The organism is Halotia branconii CENA392 (assembly GCF_029953635.1).
GTDB lineage: Bacteria > Cyanobacteriota > Cyanobacteriia > Cyanobacteriales > Nostocaceae > Halotia > Halotia branconii.
The window spans coordinates 2,263,663-2,283,057 of the sequence record NZ_CP124543.1 but is presented as its reverse complement, the minus strand read 5'-3'; the positions used below and the strand labels follow the sequence as shown (position 1 = coordinate 2,283,057).

Genomic DNA, 19,395 nt, shown 5'->3' with positions numbered 1-19,395 from the left:
ATAATTACTAAATTTAAGTAAAAAAATTTTTACTGATTTGGCTAAGATCAGTAATTTTATTCACAGATAACCAAAAATATGCAATTGACAAAAGCGAAGTTTAAGTTAAAACACACGCTAGAAACCGAAAAATTAGTAAATAACTAAGTTGAATTGTGTATATTTACTTAATCTTCAAGATGAATATAACTTTTTTTTCGGTAATTGCAAACAATTAATATAAAGCTAAGATAAAATTAACATGTAAATACTGAAAATATTTTTAAAGAGGTTGTAAAGAACACTAAAGTTAGGCTGTGTTATTAACAATCATAAAAGTTTGCTAGAAGTACTGAAAAGAGATTATTCATTATCCAAAAATTACTGTATTAATAAGATTCCACTAGCCATTCAAAATAGTGTCATTTTTAATCTGAATCTTTTGTCTTTCTCTGTATACGGTTGCATATATATTATTTTTATACTGTTTAAGCAAGGATAATACTGTGTTCAAGATTACTGGCTAAAGTACTTAAAAACTTTAACTGACCTTGTTTTAACAGTGTTTATCTGGCACATTTGAAAAATAATTGAGAAAGTAATCTTTACAGTAAGTTTTAAAAACAACTTAGTATCTATAAGTAAAATTCACACATATTTATTGATTATACTTTGCAAAAGTCTTGTGTTAATGTCATATTTGTTTCAGAAAGCTGTACTTATTACTTAATTAAGTAGTAAACGCAGTATTTAAATCTGAACAGGTTATCAATAGAAAATGCTTTAAGCGTGTGTAGCTTCCTTGACTTTAGTTGGGTTTATGTTGGTTTAAGCTAACGTGCAAATAATTTGTATATTTTTAAATCTTGAGAAAATTACCATGTTGTATTTTCAAATACCTTGTAATCATCAGTAAGCTTAATAAATGTATTCAAAATCAACATGAAAATTGCATATCTAGTTAATCAGTATCCCAAGGTCAGCCACAGCTTTATCCGACGTGAAATCGCTGCAATTGAAGATAGCGGTCTATCAGTGTCGCGCTTTTCCATTCGCTCGTGCGAATCTGAATTGGTTGATCCAGAAGACAAACTGGAGTTACAAAAAACTCAAATAGTTTTGGGTGTAGGTGTGTTAGGTCTGCTGTTTAACTTATTAAGAGTGGCTATAAACAGCCCAATTCTCTGGCTGAGAGGTTTATTTTTAGCTCTCAAAATTGGTAAAGCTTCAAATCGAGGTGTTTTTTATCATCTCATCTACCTAGCCGAAGCTTGTATTTTGCTGAATTGGTTGCGTAAATCAGACATTACTCATCTACACGCTCACTTTGGAACCAATTCAACCACTGTCGCAATGTTATGTCAGGCGATAGGTGGGCCTCCCTATAGCTTTACGGTTCATGGCCCAGAGGAATTTGACCAACCCATAAGTTTATCTCTGACAGAAAAGATAAACCGAGCTGCATTTGTTGTCACTATTAGTGACTTCAGTAGAGGTCAGCTTTATCGTTGGTGTAATCATCAACAGTGGAAAAAGATTCATGTGGTTCGCTGTGGTGTAGACAACTATTTTTTAAATAGTCCTACGACAGCAATTACATCAGAGCCAAACTTAGTATGCGTTGGTCGCCTTTGTGAACAAAAAGGACAATTGTTATTACTAGAAGCAGTCAAGCAACTAGCATCTGAAGGTTTGCAGTGTAATTTAACTTTAGTAGGTGATGGTTCTTTGAGACCAGAAATAGAAGCTTTAATTGCAGAATATCGTCTGGAACAGCACATCAAGATTACTGGTTGGGCTAGTGGTGCTGAGGTTCAAAAATATATTATGAACTCTAGGGCTTTTATTCTAGCTAGTTTTGCAGAAGGACTACCTGTAGTAATTATGGAAGCTTTGGCGTTAGAGCGTCCAGTAGTTAGTACCTATATTGCTGGGATTCCTGAACTGGTAAAACCAGGAGTCAATGGCTGGCTTGTACCATCAGGTTCAGTGACAGCTTTAGCAGAAGCCATACATCAAGTACTGCAATTTTCCCCAGATAAACTTGAGCAAATGGGTAAAGCTGGACATGACTCTGTAAAGCAAATGCATGATGTTGTGCAAGAAGCGAGTAAGTTAATCAATCTATTTCGAGATGGTCAGAAATCTTTAGAAGTTCAACACCGACAACAATTAAATCAGTGAACAGTTATCAGTTGTCAGTACTAATCAAAACCTTGGTTAATCTGCTTAAATAACTTCAAAACTTTGATTACATACATATTATTATGACTCAAGAAGAATTTTTAAAGACAGTTGCTTCAAATACCTCAATGCAGAGACGATTGTATTGGGTTGATTATGCTAAAGGCATCGGCATTTTTCTGGTTGTGGTTGGGCATGTTCTTCGAGGACTGTTAAACAGTTCCATATTGCAACCAACTACATTGCTGAACTTTGTTGATAGTTGGATTTATGCCTTTCACATGCCTTTGTTCTTTTTTATCTCTGGTTTATTTGTACAGCGATCGCTATCTAAACCTTTAAACAGTTTTATGCTGGATAAGGTGTATACAATTGCCTATCCTTATTTTATCTGGTCTGTAATACAAGGCATATTTCAAACTGTAGGATCGCGTTACACTAATAAACCATCTTCATTTACCGATATTTTGAAGATTGGTTATGAGCCGATCATGCAGTTTTGGTTTTTGTACACTTTATTTGCTATTTTCTTAGTCTATGGAATATTCAATAAACTGAAACTATCTCCAGTCTTCTTCTTAGTTTTTTCTATTTTAATCTATGGTTTACATGTCTTAGATGTCAGTTTCGGCCCTTGGGGCGTGTTGTATTTATTCCGTCGCCATGCGATTTATTTTGCTCTAGGAGCAGTTATAGGTAGCAATGTCTTGACATCATTGATTGAGCGAACCAAGCTTTATATTTTGCTCTTGATTATCTTGGGGGGATACCTTCTAGTTGGTTTAGCAGTTCAACTACAATTTGCAGAAAATTTAATTGCAATTCCTCTGTTGGCAATATTGGGGATTGGATCTTCAATCAGTTTGGCAGTTGTGCTGGAAAAGTTCAATCTTGTATCATCTATAAAAAACTGGGGAATATTTTCTCTAGAAATTTTTGTTGCTCACACTATTGCCGCATCTATTTTACGCATTGGGATTCAAAAAATATTTGGGATTACAGATCCGGTTATCCATTTTATTTTAGGAACGACGATTGGTATTTATGCCCCTATTGCTCTGATTATGATTTGCTCAAAACTAGAATTTCCATATATGTTTACACTCAAAAAGTTGAAGAGAAGAAGCATTGCTACATAAAAAGTAAATTACTGGCATGACAAGATTATATTGATGCCGAAAAATTTGTAGGTTGGGTCGAAGAATGAGACCCAACATCCTGACCAGTTTTGGATTTTGCTTTGCTGAGTCCAATCTACACTTAACGCACTACTTAACTTTAGCCTTGAACAGATTTTATGAGTGCAACATTTTAGTAGGACTTATACCAATTGTGTATGAAGATGCGCTAATTATCTTAGGACTGAATGCAAAAAATAAAAGACAAACCGCCCTACGGGTGACGTTCTCTACAAGACGCTACGTTCTAAGCGAAGCTATGCCGCAGGCTTTACAGCAGTTCCTCATGGGGAACCACTGCGTTGGGCGGGTTCCCAAGGCACTGCGCCCTTGCGGTTCCCCGACTTGTAGGAAGTGCCACCGACTTGTAGCAAGTGCGGTGGAAACCCCCAAGACTGAACTGCTTTATCAAGTGCGCCAAGTGCGCCAAGAAATAAGAAATTAAAGAAGTTTGGCGCAGCTTCACAAAGAAACGGTATTACGCACTAGTAATGACATTATTGGATGATTTAAATATCCTTAAATAGGTGCATTATTCCACTGACTTTAAAATAACTATGACATCTTTAAAAAAACTAGCTATCCGTGGAGCAGTCTGGACAATAGCAGGTTATGGGAGTAGTCAAGTCCTGCGGTTTGGTAGCAACTTAATTCTAACTCGCCTATTAGTACCAGAATTTTTTGGTCTAATGGCTGTAGCCAACACCTTAAGAGTTGGTATCGAATTATTCTCAGATATTGGTATTGCTCAAAGTATTGTTAACAATAAACGTGGTGATGAGCCAGTTTTTTTAGATACCGCTTGGACATTAGCCATAATTCGTGGTTTAACACTTTGGCTCTTTTGCTCACTGTTAGCTTGGCCAATGGCAAATTTCTACAATGATAATCGGCTGCTGTGGTTAATTCCGATTGTAGGGTTATCCTCGGTGTTTGACGGGTTTAGTTCCACTAGCATACATACTCTACATCGGCGGATTAATTTAGGTAGATATACTATATTTGAACTTATAGTACAAGTATTAACGCTGACTACTTTACTTGTTTTAGCCTACTTAAATCCCAGTATTATATCCCTAGCTATTGGAGTAGTAGCAGGAGCAATATATAGAATGTTAGGCAGTTATTTGTTAATACCTAAATATTCCAATCGCTTTGCTTGGGAAAAAGATGCACTTAAAGAAATCATATCTTTCGGTAAATGGATATTTCTAGCCACAGGATTAACATTTTTAAATGAACAAGCCGATCGCTTAATTCTGGCTAAACTACTTTCATTTAAGTTGTTAGGAGTTTATACAATAGCTTATACTCTTGCAGGTATACCTCGCGAAATTATTAAAACTGTTAGTCACAGAGTTATTTTTCCGGCAATCTCCAATCAAATTGATTTACCAAGGTCAAGTTTGCGGACGAAGATTCTCCGCCAACGTCGGCTGATGTTAATTGGGTTTGCAGTATCATTAGCAGCTTTAGTGACTGTTGGCGATTTAGTCATAGGCGTACTTTATGACAACAGGTATGCAGATGCAACTTGGATGATGCCAATTTTGTCCTGTGGTATTTGGTTTTCCGTGTTATTTTACACTATTAGTCCGGCTCTATTGGCAATTGGTAAGCCCTTGTATACTGCCCAAAGTAATTTAGCTGGGTTTGTGGTCATTGGTTTAGGATTACCTCTAGTATTTTTTTATTTTGGTACAGTCGGAGCAATAATCTTGATTGCAGTGAGTGATTTGCCTTTATATTTAGTTAACCTCTATGGGCTTTGGCGAGAAAAACTCTCTTGTTTAACTCAAGACATTCAGGTTACTGCTTTTTTTATCGGCATTTTGACTGTATTCCTAGCTATGAGAAATTATCTAGGGTTTGGGCTGCCAATTCGGGCGCTATTTTAATGGGAGTTCCCCTACCATAATCCCACGACCTGCTAAGGCTGCATAAATCAGATTGGGCGATCGCATATCACCTTCCATATAAGCCAATCCCGGAAATTGCAATTTATTAGGATTACTGATCGGTATCCAAGTTTTCCCCATATCTTCAGATTTGTACATCGTGTCTTGAGTAGCACCATTAACACGACCGAAGATATAAATATATGGGTTGGTATTTGAGGAACCTTTACCAAAGGTAATCAACTCACAACTATCTACCGAGGCAATAGTATTAAAAGTTTTGCCGCCATCAGTAGAACGATATAATTTATTGCCATCGACATCTTCAGGGTTGCGAGCAAAGCTCATCCAAACATCACCCATTTTTGTGGGATTCGGGATGATTGCTGGGCGAATTAGCCATGTAGGTAAATTTCCCGATGCCCCTTTTTGCCAATTTGCACCGCCATCTCTGCTGTAGTAAAACGTCCAACCGTCGTAATAGTAAAAAGTTTTTCCTTGGGGATCTTGACGATCTGCTGCCAATATATATGTATTCACCCACGGAGAAATTGTATTAGGCCAAGACTTGGGTAGGGCTGTGTAGTGTGTATGGTCTTTGTTTTGGGGATCATAAGGACTGGGTGGAGCCGGATGATCTAGGTTGTTAGTCAGTTTCCAGGTTTTACCACCATCTATGGTGTAGTGTGGCCAAGATCCCCAAGTCGGGGCCCAAACCATATTTTGCGGATTAGTGGGAGACATGGCTATCTGTCCGCCGATTGGCATAGCTTCCTCCTGACCAGATTTATCTGATTTCCAAAATGTCTCTGTGGGAATGGAATCAAAGGCCTGCCATGTTTGACCGTTATCTTTAGTCATACCATAGACTGGCCAATAACCCTGCCATTGATGGAAGCCGACAAATGCAGCATAATCAGGTTTTTTGTAGGAATAATCCATACCTGTTGCGCCAGCAACATGAGGGAATGGTGTAGGATAATTTTTCCAATCGGGGTTTGCCCATTTATAGGCAGGATTGATGGGAATGTTTGTAGGATTAATCTTGGTGCATGGTATATGTTTGCGGTCTAAATAACGAAAGCCAATCATATCTTGTACGGCACTTAATAAATCGGCTCCTCCTTTTGCCTTAGGCTTGGGCGGAACGCGCACCATGTTTGCGTCGAGTTCCTCCAAATTTTTCATCAGCCATTTATAAGTCGGGGTAGCAGCTGTAATGTCATCAGTTCGCGCTACGCCCCAGCCATTTGTCCACCAAACTTGTTTGGGATTACTGGGATCGATAACAATTGCTGCTGCACCTGTGGCGGAGTACGACTGATAATAAGGAGGTGCAGAGAAATTTACATGATCTTCAGTACTATTAGCATCATAAGCACCCATGTACATAGTCTGTTGATTCCAGGTTATACCTCCGTCGGTGGAACGATAGACATTGCGATCAGAGATTGCCATAACTGTATTGGGTTGGTCTGCTTGGACGGTAACTGCTGAATAGAATCTGTTAGTCCCGTCAGGATTAATATCAGTCCATGCACCGTTTTTGTATTTGCGGACTGCACCAGATGTTTGTGTACCATCCCCCGCCCATGTACCGAAACTAACATACAAAGTTCCATCAGAAGCAATCGCACTGCGTAATGGATCTATCCCACCGACAATATTTGTCCAAGATTTACCGCCGTTATTACTGTGCCAAACACCACTACCATGAACTCCCACATAGATTTTCTGAGTAGGATTGTTCGGTTTACCACTGTTTTTGTCAAACTCAACAAAGGTAAAACCAGGTATATCTGGATTGTCAGAACCATCAGGCTTTTTATATTGTGGCAAGCTACTGGGATCGGGTAAACCATTAGAGACTTGAGTCCATACTTGTTGATTATCCTTTTTCCAAAGGCCATTTCTACGAGAAGCAAAATAAAGTAGTTCAGACTGATTGGGATCGACTGCTAATCTCTCGCCTGTATCAGAACGGTAAGCTTGATTGGGGCCAACGTAGACGTTTTTTTCACCTAAATTTGTTGGTTGCCAACTGACTCCTTTATTTTCAGAAACCATTACCTCGCCAGCATACTTATATTTTTTCTTGCCGTCAGTATCCTGAAAAGTGACAGTATTGTGATTGACTACTACATAAACGCGTTGCGGTTGTTGAGGATCGATGGCGATGCTTTCTACCCCAATTCCTCCCCCAGAAAAGTTGGAATCAAACATATCCATCAGGGGAACCCATTGTTGACTTTGGTTGGTGAACCGATATGCACCACCAACATCTGTGCGAACATAGACATCGTAAGGCGATGATGGCGCGATCGCTAACCCTGTCACATAACCCATACCTTGAGTATTGACACTTTGCCAATCAAACAACTGTCTTGATTGATAAGGCATTACAGAAAGTATTCCTGTTACGGACAACAAAAATAAGAACAATACTGTGAATCCGAACAAAAGTAGCAATCGAAATCTTTTAATTGAATAGGCTGGAAATATTTGGTGATAAGCAATATTCATACTATGGCACTCTGAAATTTATATTCCGCAGATTAATCAGTGATATACTTTAGAGATCTAAGTGGATGACTCAAATTAACTCTTCAAAATTGATGAGCAAACAGTTAGTGTCACGAAAATTTCGCTATTTCAAGATGCATGAATAGCGATCGCTTCTTAAGTTAGATATTTGGAGATTTATTTATAACCCACGTTGCACAAATTGGCGACAATTTAGAATAAGTATTGTTAAGCTTATGAGTGTCTTATGCGTAGCGGTATTACCCTGTGGGCATTTCAGAATTTTACTAACTTGATTAAATCAAGATCTTATACATTTAGTCTTATTACCTGAGACACAGAAAATTGAGATTTGCATCTGTATTAGTGTAAATTGTTACATGTAGTAGCATTATCGGCTCAATCTTTAGAATGATTCAGCAGACTGATCATTTCAACTCATTCCGTGCATTAGCATTGCAAGTAACATGTCATGCAGTGAATCAGGCAAGCGATCGCCAAGCAGCTCGTTTGTTGATGCTAAACTCTATTAACCGCCTAGAACAACAAATTGCCGCTAGTATTGCTTTCATTGGTTTAGATTGTCGTTTAATTGTCCTGCCTGAATATTTCCTCACAGGTTTTCCGATGGGAGATTCTTTAGCAGGTTGGGCAGAAAAAGCTTGTTTATCAATGAATGGGGCTGAGTATGAAGCACTTGCTAAAATTGCTCAAAAGTATCAGATATTTTTGGCTGGTAACGCTTACGAACTTGATCCTAATTTCCCAGGTTTGTATTTTCAAACGAGTTTTGTAATTGACCCTTCCGGGTCAGTTGTCTTACGATATCGACGGTTAAATTCTTTATTTGCTCCCACACCCCATGATGTCTGGGATAAATATCTTGATTGCTATGGCTTAGAGGGAGTTTTCCCGGTGGCGAAGACAGCTATTGGTAATTTAGCAGCCTTGGCATCAGAAGAAATTTTGTATCCAGAAGTAGCGCGGTGTTTGGCAATGCGAGGAGCAGAAATTTTTCTCCACTCCACATCAGAAGTATATGGCCAGACATTAGCACCTAAAGATGCAGCCAAAATTACTCGTGCCGTGGAAAATATGGTTTACGTAGTTTCGGCTAATACCGCAGGGATCGCTAATATTTCTATCCCTATTGCTTCTGCTGATGGTGGTTCTAAAATTATTGATTATCGAGGAATCGTTTTAGCACAGACAGCTACAGGTGAGAGTATGGCAGCTTTTGCAGAAATTGACTTAGCAGCTTTACGCCGCGATCGCCGTCGTCCTGGGTTAAATAATTTACTATCACGGCAACGTTTTGAATTATACGCCCAAAGCTACAGCCAGTCACAATTTTACCCAGCAAATACTATGCTGAATCAAGAAGTAGACCGCAAACACTTCATCCAAACACAACAAATAACTATTGAACGCTTAGCTAAACTGGGGATAATTTAAATTTGGGAATGGGGACAAATGACTAATGACTAAACCAATAGAAGTCCGTAATCCCCGGACGGGAAAACTTGACTACGTAATAATCCCACCGCCCCCGAAACTACTGGCACAGCAATGTAACCGCGCCCGCAGAGCGCAAACTCGTTGGTATCAGATAGGTTTAGAAGCTAGAATTGCAGCCATACAACAATGGAAACAAGCCATATTGTCTGGGCGTGAACAGCTTACAGAGGCTTTAGTCAATGATACGGGAAGATTATCAATCTCATTACTAGAAATAGACTCTTTCCTCTCCAGCATTGATCGTTGGTGTGGTTTAGCGCCAGAGTTACTGCAAGATTCAGCAAAAAATACGGCCATTCCCTTTATTGCATTACAACAAAAATCAGTTCCTTATCCTTTAGTTGGGGTAATTAGCCCGTGGAATTTTCCGTTGTTGCTATCGACAATTGATGCCATTCCCGCTTTGCTGGCGGGCTGTGCTGTAATTATTAAACCCAGTGAAATTGCTCCCCGGTTTGTCGCGCCGCTGATGACTGCTGTTAATACTGTTCCTATATTACGTGATGTATTGGGTTTTGTAGAAGGAGCAGGGGAGACTGGTGCTAACTTAATTGAAAATGTCGATTTAATTTGCTTTACAGGTAGTGTGGCGACAGGACGAAAAGTCGCAGAGGTCGCAGCTAAACGGTTTATTCCAGCTTTTTTAGAATTAGGAGGAAAAGACCCTGCGATCGTTTTAGAATCTGCTAATTTAGAGTTAGCAACTTCAGCAATTTTGTGGGGTTCAGTCGTTAACACTGGCCAGTCATGTTTATCAATTGAGCGAATTTACGTTGCTGAATCGATATTTGAAGAGTTTTATCATCAACTAGTAGCCAAAGCTTACCGTCTTCAGCTAGCTTACCCCACAGTTGAAAGTGGAGAAATTGGCCCGATCATTGCCGAAAGACAAGCAGCAATTATTAGTGACCATATCTTGGATGCAGTCGAAAAAGGAGCAGTAATTCACTGCGGCGGTAAAGTTGAAGAATTAGGTGGAGGTTGGTGGTGTCGTCCCACAGTGATTACTCAGGTTAATCACTCCATGAAAGTCATGACCGAAGAGACTTTTGGCCCAATCATGCCAGTAATGTCTTTTCCCACAGTTGAAGAAGCAGTCTACTTGGCAAATGACTCTATTTATGGGCTGAGTGCTGCGGTGTTTGCCGAATCAGAAGCAGAAGCACTAGCAGTTGCCAATCAAATAGATGCAGGTGCAATTAGTATTAATGATGCTGCTCTGACTGCCATTATGCATGAGGGAGAAAAAAATGCTTTTAAATTCTCCGGTATCGGAGGTTCGCGCATGGGTGCAGCAGCACTAAAACGATTCATGCGAAAGAAAGCTTATTTGATTAAGACCAATTCTAGTAGCGATCCTTGGTGGTTTGATCATGGTTAATATGCAACTTGGTAAACAGTATTAGTTTTCCAAATTAACCGTATGTATATTGTTTCAATTTCTATATAATGTAATAAAAAATACATTTTTTTGCAAAAGATTAAAATGTAGTGATTTTTTCGCTACATACTTTAATTGGAATTTATAAACAGATTTAAACAATATGCACATATTCAAACCAATATTAATGAAGTTATTTTAAATTTATTAAAAATAAATTGCGTAGTATATAATACTTGTAAATACAACATTATTACTGAATTATCTAAGTCATTTAGCTATGTTTTATTGACTATAGTTAATCTCTAATGCAGCTAGCAGCAAGCTATCAAGGTTATACAAACATGCTAAAACTACCAAATAGCATTCATTGCATATTCTGTGAGTTATTATTAAATACTTTATACATTATGTGTAAAGTTTTCATGAAGATGTTAAATACTTAGATGACTTTTGAACTCATAAGTACTACTATGTTCATGTTGTGTAAAGGAATGTAACTAGATGTGTATTTATTGACTAGTTTAATTTAGTTTATTTACAATGTGAGTATAAGCATCATGCCAATCCGTCATGTCATATTACATACATCACAAAACAAATTATTCTCATTTTTGATGTATGTAAAATGATAAAGATTATTAGCTTTTGAGTCGGTAAGAGCAGTGAGACTCTATAGCTACAGCGTTGAGATTAATATGCAGATATTACGGACTTAGACAGTTTTGATAAAAAAGTTTCAAGGCTATTAATTTATCTTGTCTGTATAGCTTTTATTGATCAGATGAGGTATGCAAAATCTCAGCTTCAGCTTATAAAAATGAACCTTTATAGGCTAGAGAACGCTGTATAAAATTACTTCAAACATGCAACCATACAGGTTACTAGTAAATCTATGAGCAATCAAACAAAAACTATTGCAAATAATCAATTAGACAAAGTCCCTCTTGATTTACGTGCATCTGCATTTGTTAGGGTCAAAAAAGGATCATGGTGGCTACGATTAATAACTCTAGCTTTAGTGGATTCTACTCTTCTGTCTTTGGTTTGGATATTAGCTCAACATCATGCTTCTTCTGTAGATGTTCTTTGGAACACACCAAGCAGTTATATACCGATGTTAGTTATGATTCAAATAGCAGCATTGGCGCTTCAAGGTATTTATCAATCAGGTAAAAGTCGTTGTGACTATTTTGGTATTATCAAAACACTAAGTTTTGCCCACGGATTGATACTGATTGTTTGTTTTCTCTATCAGCCTATTTTGGATGTTCCACGTTCTACATTCATCTTGTCTTGGTTGATGAGTATATCTTTTATCTGTTCGGGTAGATTAATAATAAATTTCAATCTTGAATATTTTCGTAAGCAAAAATTATTAGGTCGCAACTCTGTTTTTATTATTTGCGAGCCTGAAGATACTGAACATTTAGTAAACTTAATTAAAAAAGAAAAGCGTTATATTGTTCGTGGAACTGCAAATGCTAGATCGTTAGATAGATATTGTCGTCAGAAAACTTTGGATACACTTAAAAAATTAGATATAACAGAAGTCTTTATTGCTTGGGATGCTATCCAGAATCGAATGTTTTTATACTGGCTTTTTCAAACATCTGGTATAAGTGTACATATTTTACCAATGGAATTAAAGCCAATTCATAGACGCGTAGGATTACAGAAGATAGGAGGAATGACTTGTTTAAGCTTTGATAGTCCCATAATTACAGGTAATGATTTTTGGATCAAGCGGGTTTTTGATTTTTGTTTTACTGCTTTATTTCTCATATTTTCGTTTCCTATTTATATAGCGATCGCTCTAGCTATTAAACTAGACTCTCCAGGAGCAATATTTTATAAACAAACCCGCATAGGTCTACATGGAAAACCATTTAAAGTATGGAAATTCCGTACTATGGTGTCTAATGCGGATAAATTACAGAAAAAATTAGAAGCTTTAAATGAGACAAAAGATGGTATCATTTTCAAAATAAAAGATGACCCTAGGATTACGCGAGTTGGTAAATTTCTCCGCCGTTATAGTTTAGACGAGTTACCACAACTGTTTAATGTTTTGTTGGGAGAGATGAGTTTAGTTGGCCCTCGTCCTTTACCTACTCGAGATGTTGATAAATTTTCTGAACGCCATTTTATTCGTCAAGAAGTTTTACCTGGAGTTACAGGTCTTTGGCAGGTTTCAGGTCGTTCCAATATTATGGATTTTGAACAAGTAATAAATCTTGATCTTCACTATATTGAGAATTGGTCACTCAAACTAGACTTTAAAATTTTGTTGAGAACGATTATGGTAGTTTTAAAAAAAGAAGGGGCTTATTAGCAAATTTAATTTATGAGCCTAGCTTAATAAATAACTAACCGTAATCTCAAAAAATGTAGAATAACCAATTGGCAAAATATGACAAATCCTGTAATAGTTATTGGACTGGATGCAGCAGATTCAATGTTGCTAGAAAAATGGATGAATGCTGGACATCTGCAAACCTTCAGCCAGCTTCGGAAACAGGGAATATATGGTCATCTCAAAACCAAAGTCAATTATTGCGGAGTTCCAGAAGAACTGAGTTCAACTGAGGTATTGTGGCCAACATTTATCACAGGTATGCAAGCAAATAAAACTGGAAATTGGGATATGGTCAAGTACAATCCCGGCAGTTATGAAATTTATTGCGAATTAGATGATAGTGGCTACAACTACGAACAATACCCACCCTTTTATGCATTAGGAGAGAATTACAAAGTAGCCGTTTTTGATCAACCATACGCAAAACTCTCTAATCGCGTCAATGGCATTCAAGTTTTAGGTTGGGGAGGAACTTACCCCTATACACCTAGTGCTTCTGACCCTCCAGAAGTATTTGCAGATATAACAAAGCAGTACGGACAAAATCCAATTTTGTTCAATGATTATGGAGTGTGGTGGGATAACGCTTATATTAACTGGGAAAAACCAGCACTTAAGCAGAGTATTGAGGGACATTCGGCTATTTGCCGGGATTTGTTGCGCCGTGAATCTTGGGATTTATTCATTACGAATTTCAATGAGCCTCATACAGCAGGTCATGATCTTTATGCTTTCAGTGATCCTGAACATCCACTTTATCCTCATTTAAGTGGAAGAAATGATAGTGATCCTGTGCTAGAAACTTACAAAGATATTGATCGAGCCATTGGAGAAATTTTATCTGAAGCACCAGAAGATGCTTATGTATTGTGTTTCTCACCACATGGCATGGGGCTGAACTTCAGCGATATGTTAAGTCAGACCTTCCTACCAGAGATCCTTTATCGCTATAGTTTCCCAGGAAAAGTAGCGATCGCACCTGGAAAATTAGGTGAAACTCCGCCACCAATAATCACAAAGCCCGTGAGGAACTCCTGGCCGGGTAATGTTTGGGTTACTTTGCATGAACCTAACCCCATTAAAAAGCTGTTCAAAACCTGGACTCACAAAAAGTTTCTTCAGTCTAGTCAGTATGGTTTACGTTCTCCTTACTCAACAGAAGCTGAAGCAACAGCAATGGGCTGGATGCCTGCAATGTGGTTCCAACCCATCTGGCCACAAATGAAAGCTTTTGCTCTCCCTGCTTTTGCCGATGGTCATATTCGTATTAACCTCAAAGGTAGAGAACGGGATGGAATCGTCACAGCAGATGAGTACGAAACAGTATGCCAGGAATTGTCACAAATTCTCTATCGCCTCACAGATGCTCGCACAGGCAAATCTCTTGTCAAAAAAGTTGTCCGTACACGTCGTTCGGCAAGTGAAAACGACCCACAACTCCCCGATTCTGACTTAATTATTCTGTGGAACGAGCAAATGACAGATGTCGTAGACAGCCCAGACTTTGGCAGAATTGGCCCTGTTCCCTATTTCCGTGCTGGTTCTCATTGGGATCGAGGATTTTTCATGGCTAAAGGTCCTGGTATCAATCCTGGAACAGATTTGTTACAAGGTGACATTATTGACTTACCACCAACTATTTTGAAATTAATGGGTGCGCCAATTCCCGAATATTTAGAAGGCAAGCCCCTAATCACCAACTCAGCTACTCCACTTGCTGTCGAGTGCTAAGGGTTAATTTCAAATGTAAATTAAAAACCAAATACGATGATGCAAACCAAGCAACTAGGTGATACAGGAATTGAAATAAGTGTTGTTGGACTCGGTGGAATGCCAATGTCTTTAAGTAAGAGGCCTCCAGAGTCACAGGCAATTGAGACTATTCATCGTGCTTTATCTCTTGGCATTACCCTCATTGATACGGCCGATGCCTACTGTCTAAATGAATCTGAGAAACACCACAACGAAAAATTAATTCATCAAGCCTTACAGCAGTATGATGGTGACACTAGCAGAATCTTTACAGTCACTAAAGGTGGATTTACACGACCTAATGGTGAGTGGGTTGTTAACGGCAATCCAGATTATTTGAGACAGTCCATCCAGGATAGCTTCGAGGCGCTTGGTGGAGACAAGCCTATTGATTTATGGTTGTACCACTCTCCCGATCCCAAATACTCGATTAAAGAATCTTTAACTCCTGCAAAAGAAGCACTAGCAAAGGGAATTATTCGGTTTGTAGGCGTTTCTAACTTCTCTGTTAACCAAATCAAGCAAGCCCGTGAAGTAGTAGATATTGTTGCAGTTGAAAACCAGTACAATCTCTGGCACCGTAACTCAGAATTTAACGGTGTACTAGAATACTGCGAACAAGAAAAACTGACTTTCTTAGCTTGGAGTCCTCTTGGTGGTTTTGCTGGCAAGCGGCGTACTAGCGATTTAGATAGCATAGCAATTCTAAAGGAACTTGCCGCAGCCAAAGGAGTTTCAACATATTGTATTCTTTTAGCTTGGCTGCGAGCAAAATCGCCAGCTATAGTGCCTATTATTGGAGCCAGAAGGCCTTCCAGCATTGAAGACTCAGCAAATTCAATATCAGTGCAATTATCAGATGAAGAAGTACAACAGATGAATAATTCTGTTGCTACACTCAGCGTCGCTCGACGGGGAATGGGCTGGGTAAAACGCCAATTAGAGAGCCTACTTATCTCCAGCTAAACTCTAGCTTAGAGTATTAAGCTGACCATTTATGACAAGTCAATAGTGTTTTTTTCATCTTGACTTGTCATAATCTGTTTTAGCACAAAGTTAACTTTATAAAAACACACGCTTAACTAATATGAATCCAGAAGTTTCTATTATTATTCCTGCCTATAATACTGAAAAATATATTGCTCAGGCAATAGAATCTGCCTTAGGACAAACTATCAAAAATATTGAGGTAATTGTCGTTGATGATGCCTCTACTGATTCCACTTTAGAAGTAATTAAGAGTATCTCTGACCCTCGATTAAAGGTTTTAGTGAATCAACCAAATCAGGGAGTTAGTCACACACGCAATTGTGCTATTGAAGAAGCTAAGGGAAAATGGATCGCAGTTCTTGACTCTGATGACTGGTATGCGCCAGAACGGATCGAAAAATTTTTACAAGTAGCACAGACACAAAGTGCAGACATCGTTATCGATGATTTATATTTTATCCAAGACGGTGAAAAATCTCCTTGGAGTACTTTACTCGGTGAAAGTGGAGAGCAGATTAACGCTCTAAAACCCATCAATGCAACTTATTTTGTTGAAACAGATATTTATAGGAAAAAAGGTTTACATCTAGGTATATCTAAGCCTTTGTTTAAGCGAGATTTTTTGCTAAAAAATAACATTCAATATGACCGAAGATTTCAAGGAGTCGAAGATTTCCATCTTATGCTGCAATGTTTAATTAAAGATGCTTACTTAATTTTTATCCCCCAAGCCTACTATTTCTATCGTACTCGTCCTGGTTCCCTAGTTACACAAAGTAAACTCAAATTTATGAATCAATTAAGTCTTGCTACTAAAGATTTTTTGTATAAAGACGTTGTTAAGAATAATCCCCAATTAGTTCAAGCTCTATCTCAAAACATAAAAGTACTTGAGCAAAACAAAGTTTACTACAGTGTTGTTGAACCGCTCAAGCAAAAAAATTGGTTAAAAGCTTCGTTTCAAGCATTACGTAACCCTTATTTTTTTATTCATTTAATTGGTCAAATTCAGCCAATCTTTAACCGCCGCTTTAAATATTATTTTTTTAAACAGAAACTTGTATAAGCAATGACAAATATTTATTGGCGATCGTTAACTATAACTATCAGACTGTTTTATTAAACTAACTAACTATTAATCGTGGAAAAACGCAAATTAATAAACAACTCTTTTTCAATAATCACCAACCGTTTAGCACAAAGTGTTAGTACTTTTGTATTAACAGCAACTATAGCCCGTTATTTGGGAGCTGAAGCCTTAGGACAATATTTACTAGCATTTAGCTACTATTTTATCTTTGTTAGTATTGCCTCCCAAGGACTAAAAACTTTATTCACTAGAGAATTGGCCTGCAATCCACAAAAGACACCAATTTTTCTTACAAGTGGGACATGCTTACAATTAATATTTAGCCTTATTGGTTATGTGGCACTAGTCATTGTCGTATTTTTACTTCCCTATAGTACTGAGACATCGGCTGTTTGCTATATCATGGGCTTAACAATAATTCCTTTTTCCCTTTCCAATATTACAGAGGCAATTTTTCAGGCTCATGAGAAAATGCATCTCATTGCTATTTCTACTGTGCCAATTTATGTACTGCGCCTAATTGTGATGATTTGGGCAATGCAACATTATTATAATGTAGATTTTCTATCAACTGTCTTAGTGATTTCCGAATCAATAATTTTGGTGATTGAATGGGCTTTATTAACAAGTATAGTCAAGCCCCAGTGGCAAATTGATAAAGCTTTTATTTGGGATAGTGTTAAAGCTTCACGAACATTTTTTGCTATTGAAGGAATAGCTATAGTTAACAGTAGAAGTCAAATTTTGATTCTATCTCTTCTAGGAAGCGAGTTTCTTGTTGGTATTTATGGTGGCATTGTACAGTTAACTCAACCATTTCTAATTATTGCCAATAGTGTAGCTACGGCAGTATTTCCTAGCTTATCAAAAGCGGTAAATCAAGGAAGGGAAAACCAGCGTCAAATTATTGAAAATTTTATTGAAATATTACTAATTATCGCATTACCATTATTGGCAGGACTAGTAATTATTGGTAATAAATTATTAATTTTTCTCTACAATCCTAACTTTGCTCAGGGAAGTACTGCACTAAGTGTTATGGCCTTAACATTATTTTTCTTGCCTTTTAATCGTTCCTTGTCTTTTTTACTTTTAGCAAATGGTCTTGAGAAAATTAATTTAAGAGAAGTAATAGTTACAACTATTTTAGGAAGTTTAGCAAGTGTAGTATTAATTTCGCAATTTAAATTAGTAGGTGCAGCAGCAGTTGAGTTACTAATGCGTATTTCTGGTTTTAGCCAATATGTTTACTGTACGTATACTCGCATATTTTCTTTGAACGTATGGCAGATCATTCGTCGTCCTTTGCTAGTTAGTACTCTGATGATACCTGTATTACTCATATTACAGAAAATTAACTTAAATTTTCTTTTAACCTTATTGATCTCAAGTTTTTATTACCTTTTAATTGTTGGCTTACTTGTTATTAACAAACTAGGAAGTCCCCAAGCTATTTGGTCAAAACTTCTAAATAAAGGATAAATATAATTTTTTATTTTACGTAGAAATTACAGTTTCTCAAAAAAATAAATCATGCAAACAGAAATACTAAAAAACGGTAATATTTTCGGGGATAATGCAAACGACCATGTAATAGTTAGTGTTGTTATTCCTACTAGAAATAGACCAAAAATTGTAAGTAGGGCTGTGAAAAGTGCATTAGCACAAACACTGCAAGCAATTGAAGTGATTGTAATTATAGATGGTCCTGATGAAGAAACAGTTAAGTCATTATCCCAAATAGCTGATTCTAGGTTGAAAGTGATAGAACTACTAGAAAATGTGGGAGCTTCAGAGGCTAGGAATGTTGGTGTTAGAGAGGCTCAATCCACATGGATAGCCTTTTTGGATGATGATGACGAATGGTTGCCTCGAAAACTTAAACTTCAACTTGAATTAGCAGAACATTCACAGTTTAAACTTCCTGTTGTATCTAGCCGCTTTATTGCATTGACCTCAAAAGGTGAATTAATCTGGCCAAGAAGACTAATAGCCCCTGCTGAACCCTTAAGTAACTATCTTTTTGCACGCAATTCTCTATTTGCTGGAGAAGGCTTTATGCATACTTCGACCTTTTTTACTAAAAAAGAACTATTAATAAAAGTTCCTTTCAACAACAAAAAGTACAAACATGAGGATTGGGAATGGCTTCTTCAAGTTAGTAATCTAGAAAATGTTGGCATAGAATTTGTATCTGAACCTACAGCATACTGGCATTCAGATATTGGCCGTCAACGATTAAGCAATATGGGTGACTGGCAATACTCTTTAGAATGGATTAGATCAGTTCAACATTTAGTTACATCAAAAGCATATTCAGGCTTCATTATGACTATTGTCAGTCACGAAGCTTCTATTAGAAAAGACTGGTCAGCCTTTTGGATATTATTGCGGGAATCTATAAAATTAGGCAAACCTAGACTGATAGATTATCTACTATATATGGTAATTTGGTTACTTCCTCAAGATTTACGGCAACAAATTCGTGCTTTGGCTAAGCGCTTTAAATCTAAATAAATATTGTCTACATTTTACAGTATAGA

At 37.5% G+C, this 19,395-nt stretch carries 13 protein-coding genes; 12 read left to right on the top strand and 1 reads right to left on the bottom strand.

Features of this window, described 5'->3' with window-relative positions:
• The first annotated feature begins 921 nt into the window (after window positions 1-921).
• The 4 genes from QI031_RS10050 (at window position 922) to QI031_RS10035 (ending at window position 5,239) form a co-directional block, all read left to right on the top strand.
• A complete protein-coding gene (locus tag QI031_RS10050) occupies window positions 922-2,163 on the top strand; it encodes a glycosyltransferase family 4 protein (protein WP_281485035.1) in 1,242 nt (413 codons plus the stop codon).
• An 83-nt stretch (window positions 2,164-2,246) separates the two neighbouring features.
• Window positions 2,247-3,302, top strand: coding sequence for an acyltransferase family protein (locus QI031_RS10045; RefSeq protein ID WP_281485034.1), 1,056 nt, complete (start codon window positions 2,247-2,249; stop codon window positions 3,300-3,302).
• A 145-nt stretch (window positions 3,303-3,447) separates the two neighbouring features.
• On the top strand, window positions 3,448-3,786 hold the full coding sequence (locus tag QI031_RS10040) for a hypothetical protein (protein ID WP_281485033.1): 339 nt from the start codon (window positions 3,448-3,450) through the stop codon (window positions 3,784-3,786).
• A 112-nt stretch (window positions 3,787-3,898) separates the two neighbouring features.
• Window positions 3,899-5,239 (top strand): oligosaccharide flippase family protein, encoded by a 1,341-nt coding sequence (locus QI031_RS10035; RefSeq protein WP_281485032.1) that lies wholly within the window; start codon window positions 3,899-3,901, stop codon window positions 5,237-5,239.
• On the opposite strand, the gene QI031_RS10030 is transcribed toward QI031_RS10035, so the two are convergent.
• A complete protein-coding gene (locus QI031_RS10030) occupies window positions 5,231-7,639 on the bottom strand; it encodes a sialidase family protein (protein ID WP_281485031.1) in 2,409 nt (802 codons plus the stop codon). The genes QI031_RS10035 and QI031_RS10030 overlap by 9 nt on opposite strands.
• Window positions 7,640-8,173: 534 nt before the next feature.
• Here QI031_RS10030 and QI031_RS10025 point away from each other — a divergent pair.
• The 8 genes from QI031_RS10025 (at window position 8,174) to QI031_RS09990 (ending at window position 19,369) form a co-directional block, all read left to right on the top strand.
• Window positions 8,174-9,217 (top strand): nitrilase-related carbon-nitrogen hydrolase, encoded by a 1,044-nt coding sequence (locus QI031_RS10025; protein ID WP_281485030.1) that lies wholly within the window; start codon window positions 8,174-8,176, stop codon window positions 9,215-9,217.
• Between the two features lie 25 nt (window positions 9,218-9,242).
• Window positions 9,243-10,661, top strand: coding sequence for an aldehyde dehydrogenase family protein (locus QI031_RS10020; RefSeq protein ID WP_281485029.1), 1,419 nt, complete (start codon window positions 9,243-9,245; stop codon window positions 10,659-10,661).
• Window positions 10,662-11,556: 895 nt separating this feature from the next.
• Window positions 11,557-12,996 carry a sugar transferase gene (locus QI031_RS10015; RefSeq protein ID WP_281485028.1) on the top strand — a complete coding sequence of 480 codons (1,440 nt, stop codon included), beginning with the start codon at window positions 11,557-11,559 and terminating at the stop codon, window positions 12,994-12,996.
• A gap of 78 nt (window positions 12,997-13,074) precedes the next feature.
• The gene (locus QI031_RS10010; RefSeq protein WP_281485027.1) at window positions 13,075-14,751 is read left to right on the top strand and encodes an alkaline phosphatase family protein; all 1,677 of its coding nucleotides are present in this window, start codon (window positions 13,075-13,077) and stop codon (window positions 14,749-14,751) included.
• A 39-nt stretch (window positions 14,752-14,790) separates the two neighbouring features.
• A complete protein-coding gene (locus QI031_RS10005; protein WP_281485981.1) occupies window positions 14,791-15,738 on the top strand; it encodes an aldo/keto reductase in 948 nt (315 codons plus the stop codon).
• Window positions 15,739-15,859: 121 nt separating this feature from the next.
• Window positions 15,860-16,828: a glycosyltransferase family 2 protein gene (locus tag QI031_RS10000; RefSeq protein WP_281485026.1), complete on the top strand. Its 969-nt coding sequence runs from the start codon at window positions 15,860-15,862 to the stop codon at window positions 16,826-16,828.
• A 75-nt stretch (window positions 16,829-16,903) separates the two neighbouring features.
• Window positions 16,904-18,334 (top strand): oligosaccharide flippase family protein, encoded by a 1,431-nt coding sequence (locus QI031_RS09995; RefSeq protein ID WP_281485025.1) that lies wholly within the window; start codon window positions 16,904-16,906, stop codon window positions 18,332-18,334.
• Between the two features lie 51 nt (window positions 18,335-18,385).
• Window positions 18,386-19,369, top strand: coding sequence for a glycosyltransferase family 2 protein (locus QI031_RS09990; RefSeq protein WP_281485024.1), 984 nt, complete (start codon window positions 18,386-18,388; stop codon window positions 19,367-19,369).
• Window positions 19,370-19,395 lie beyond the last annotated feature (26 nt).

Coding starts and splice junctions, on each gene's coding strand:
- QI031_RS10025 (WP_281485030.1), top strand. CDS start 8,174: ATGATTCAGCAGACTGATCATTTCAACTCATTCCGTGCATTAGCATTG.
- QI031_RS10035 (WP_281485032.1), top strand. CDS start 3,899: ATGACATCTTTAAAAAAACTAGCTATCCGTGGAGCAGTCTGGACAATA.
- QI031_RS10020 (WP_281485029.1), top strand. CDS start 9,243: ATGACTAAACCAATAGAAGTCCGTAATCCCCGGACGGGAAAACTTGAC.
- QI031_RS09990 (WP_281485024.1), top strand. CDS start 18,386: ATGCAAACAGAAATACTAAAAAACGGTAATATTTTCGGGGATAATGCA.
- QI031_RS10050 (WP_281485035.1), top strand. CDS start 922: ATGAAAATTGCATATCTAGTTAATCAGTATCCCAAGGTCAGCCACAGC.
- QI031_RS10015 (WP_281485028.1), top strand. CDS start 11,557: ATGAGCAATCAAACAAAAACTATTGCAAATAATCAATTAGACAAAGTC.
- QI031_RS10030 (WP_281485031.1), bottom strand. CDS start 7,639: ATGCCTTATCAATCAAGACAGTTGTTTGATTGGCAAAGTGTCAATACT.
- QI031_RS10005 (WP_281485981.1), top strand. CDS start 14,791: ATGCAAACCAAGCAACTAGGTGATACAGGAATTGAAATAAGTGTTGTT.
- QI031_RS10045 (WP_281485034.1), top strand. CDS start 2,247: ATGACTCAAGAAGAATTTTTAAAGACAGTTGCTTCAAATACCTCAATG.
- QI031_RS10010 (WP_281485027.1), top strand. CDS start 13,075: ATGACAAATCCTGTAATAGTTATTGGACTGGATGCAGCAGATTCAATG.
- QI031_RS10000 (WP_281485026.1), top strand. CDS start 15,860: ATGAATCCAGAAGTTTCTATTATTATTCCTGCCTATAATACTGAAAAA.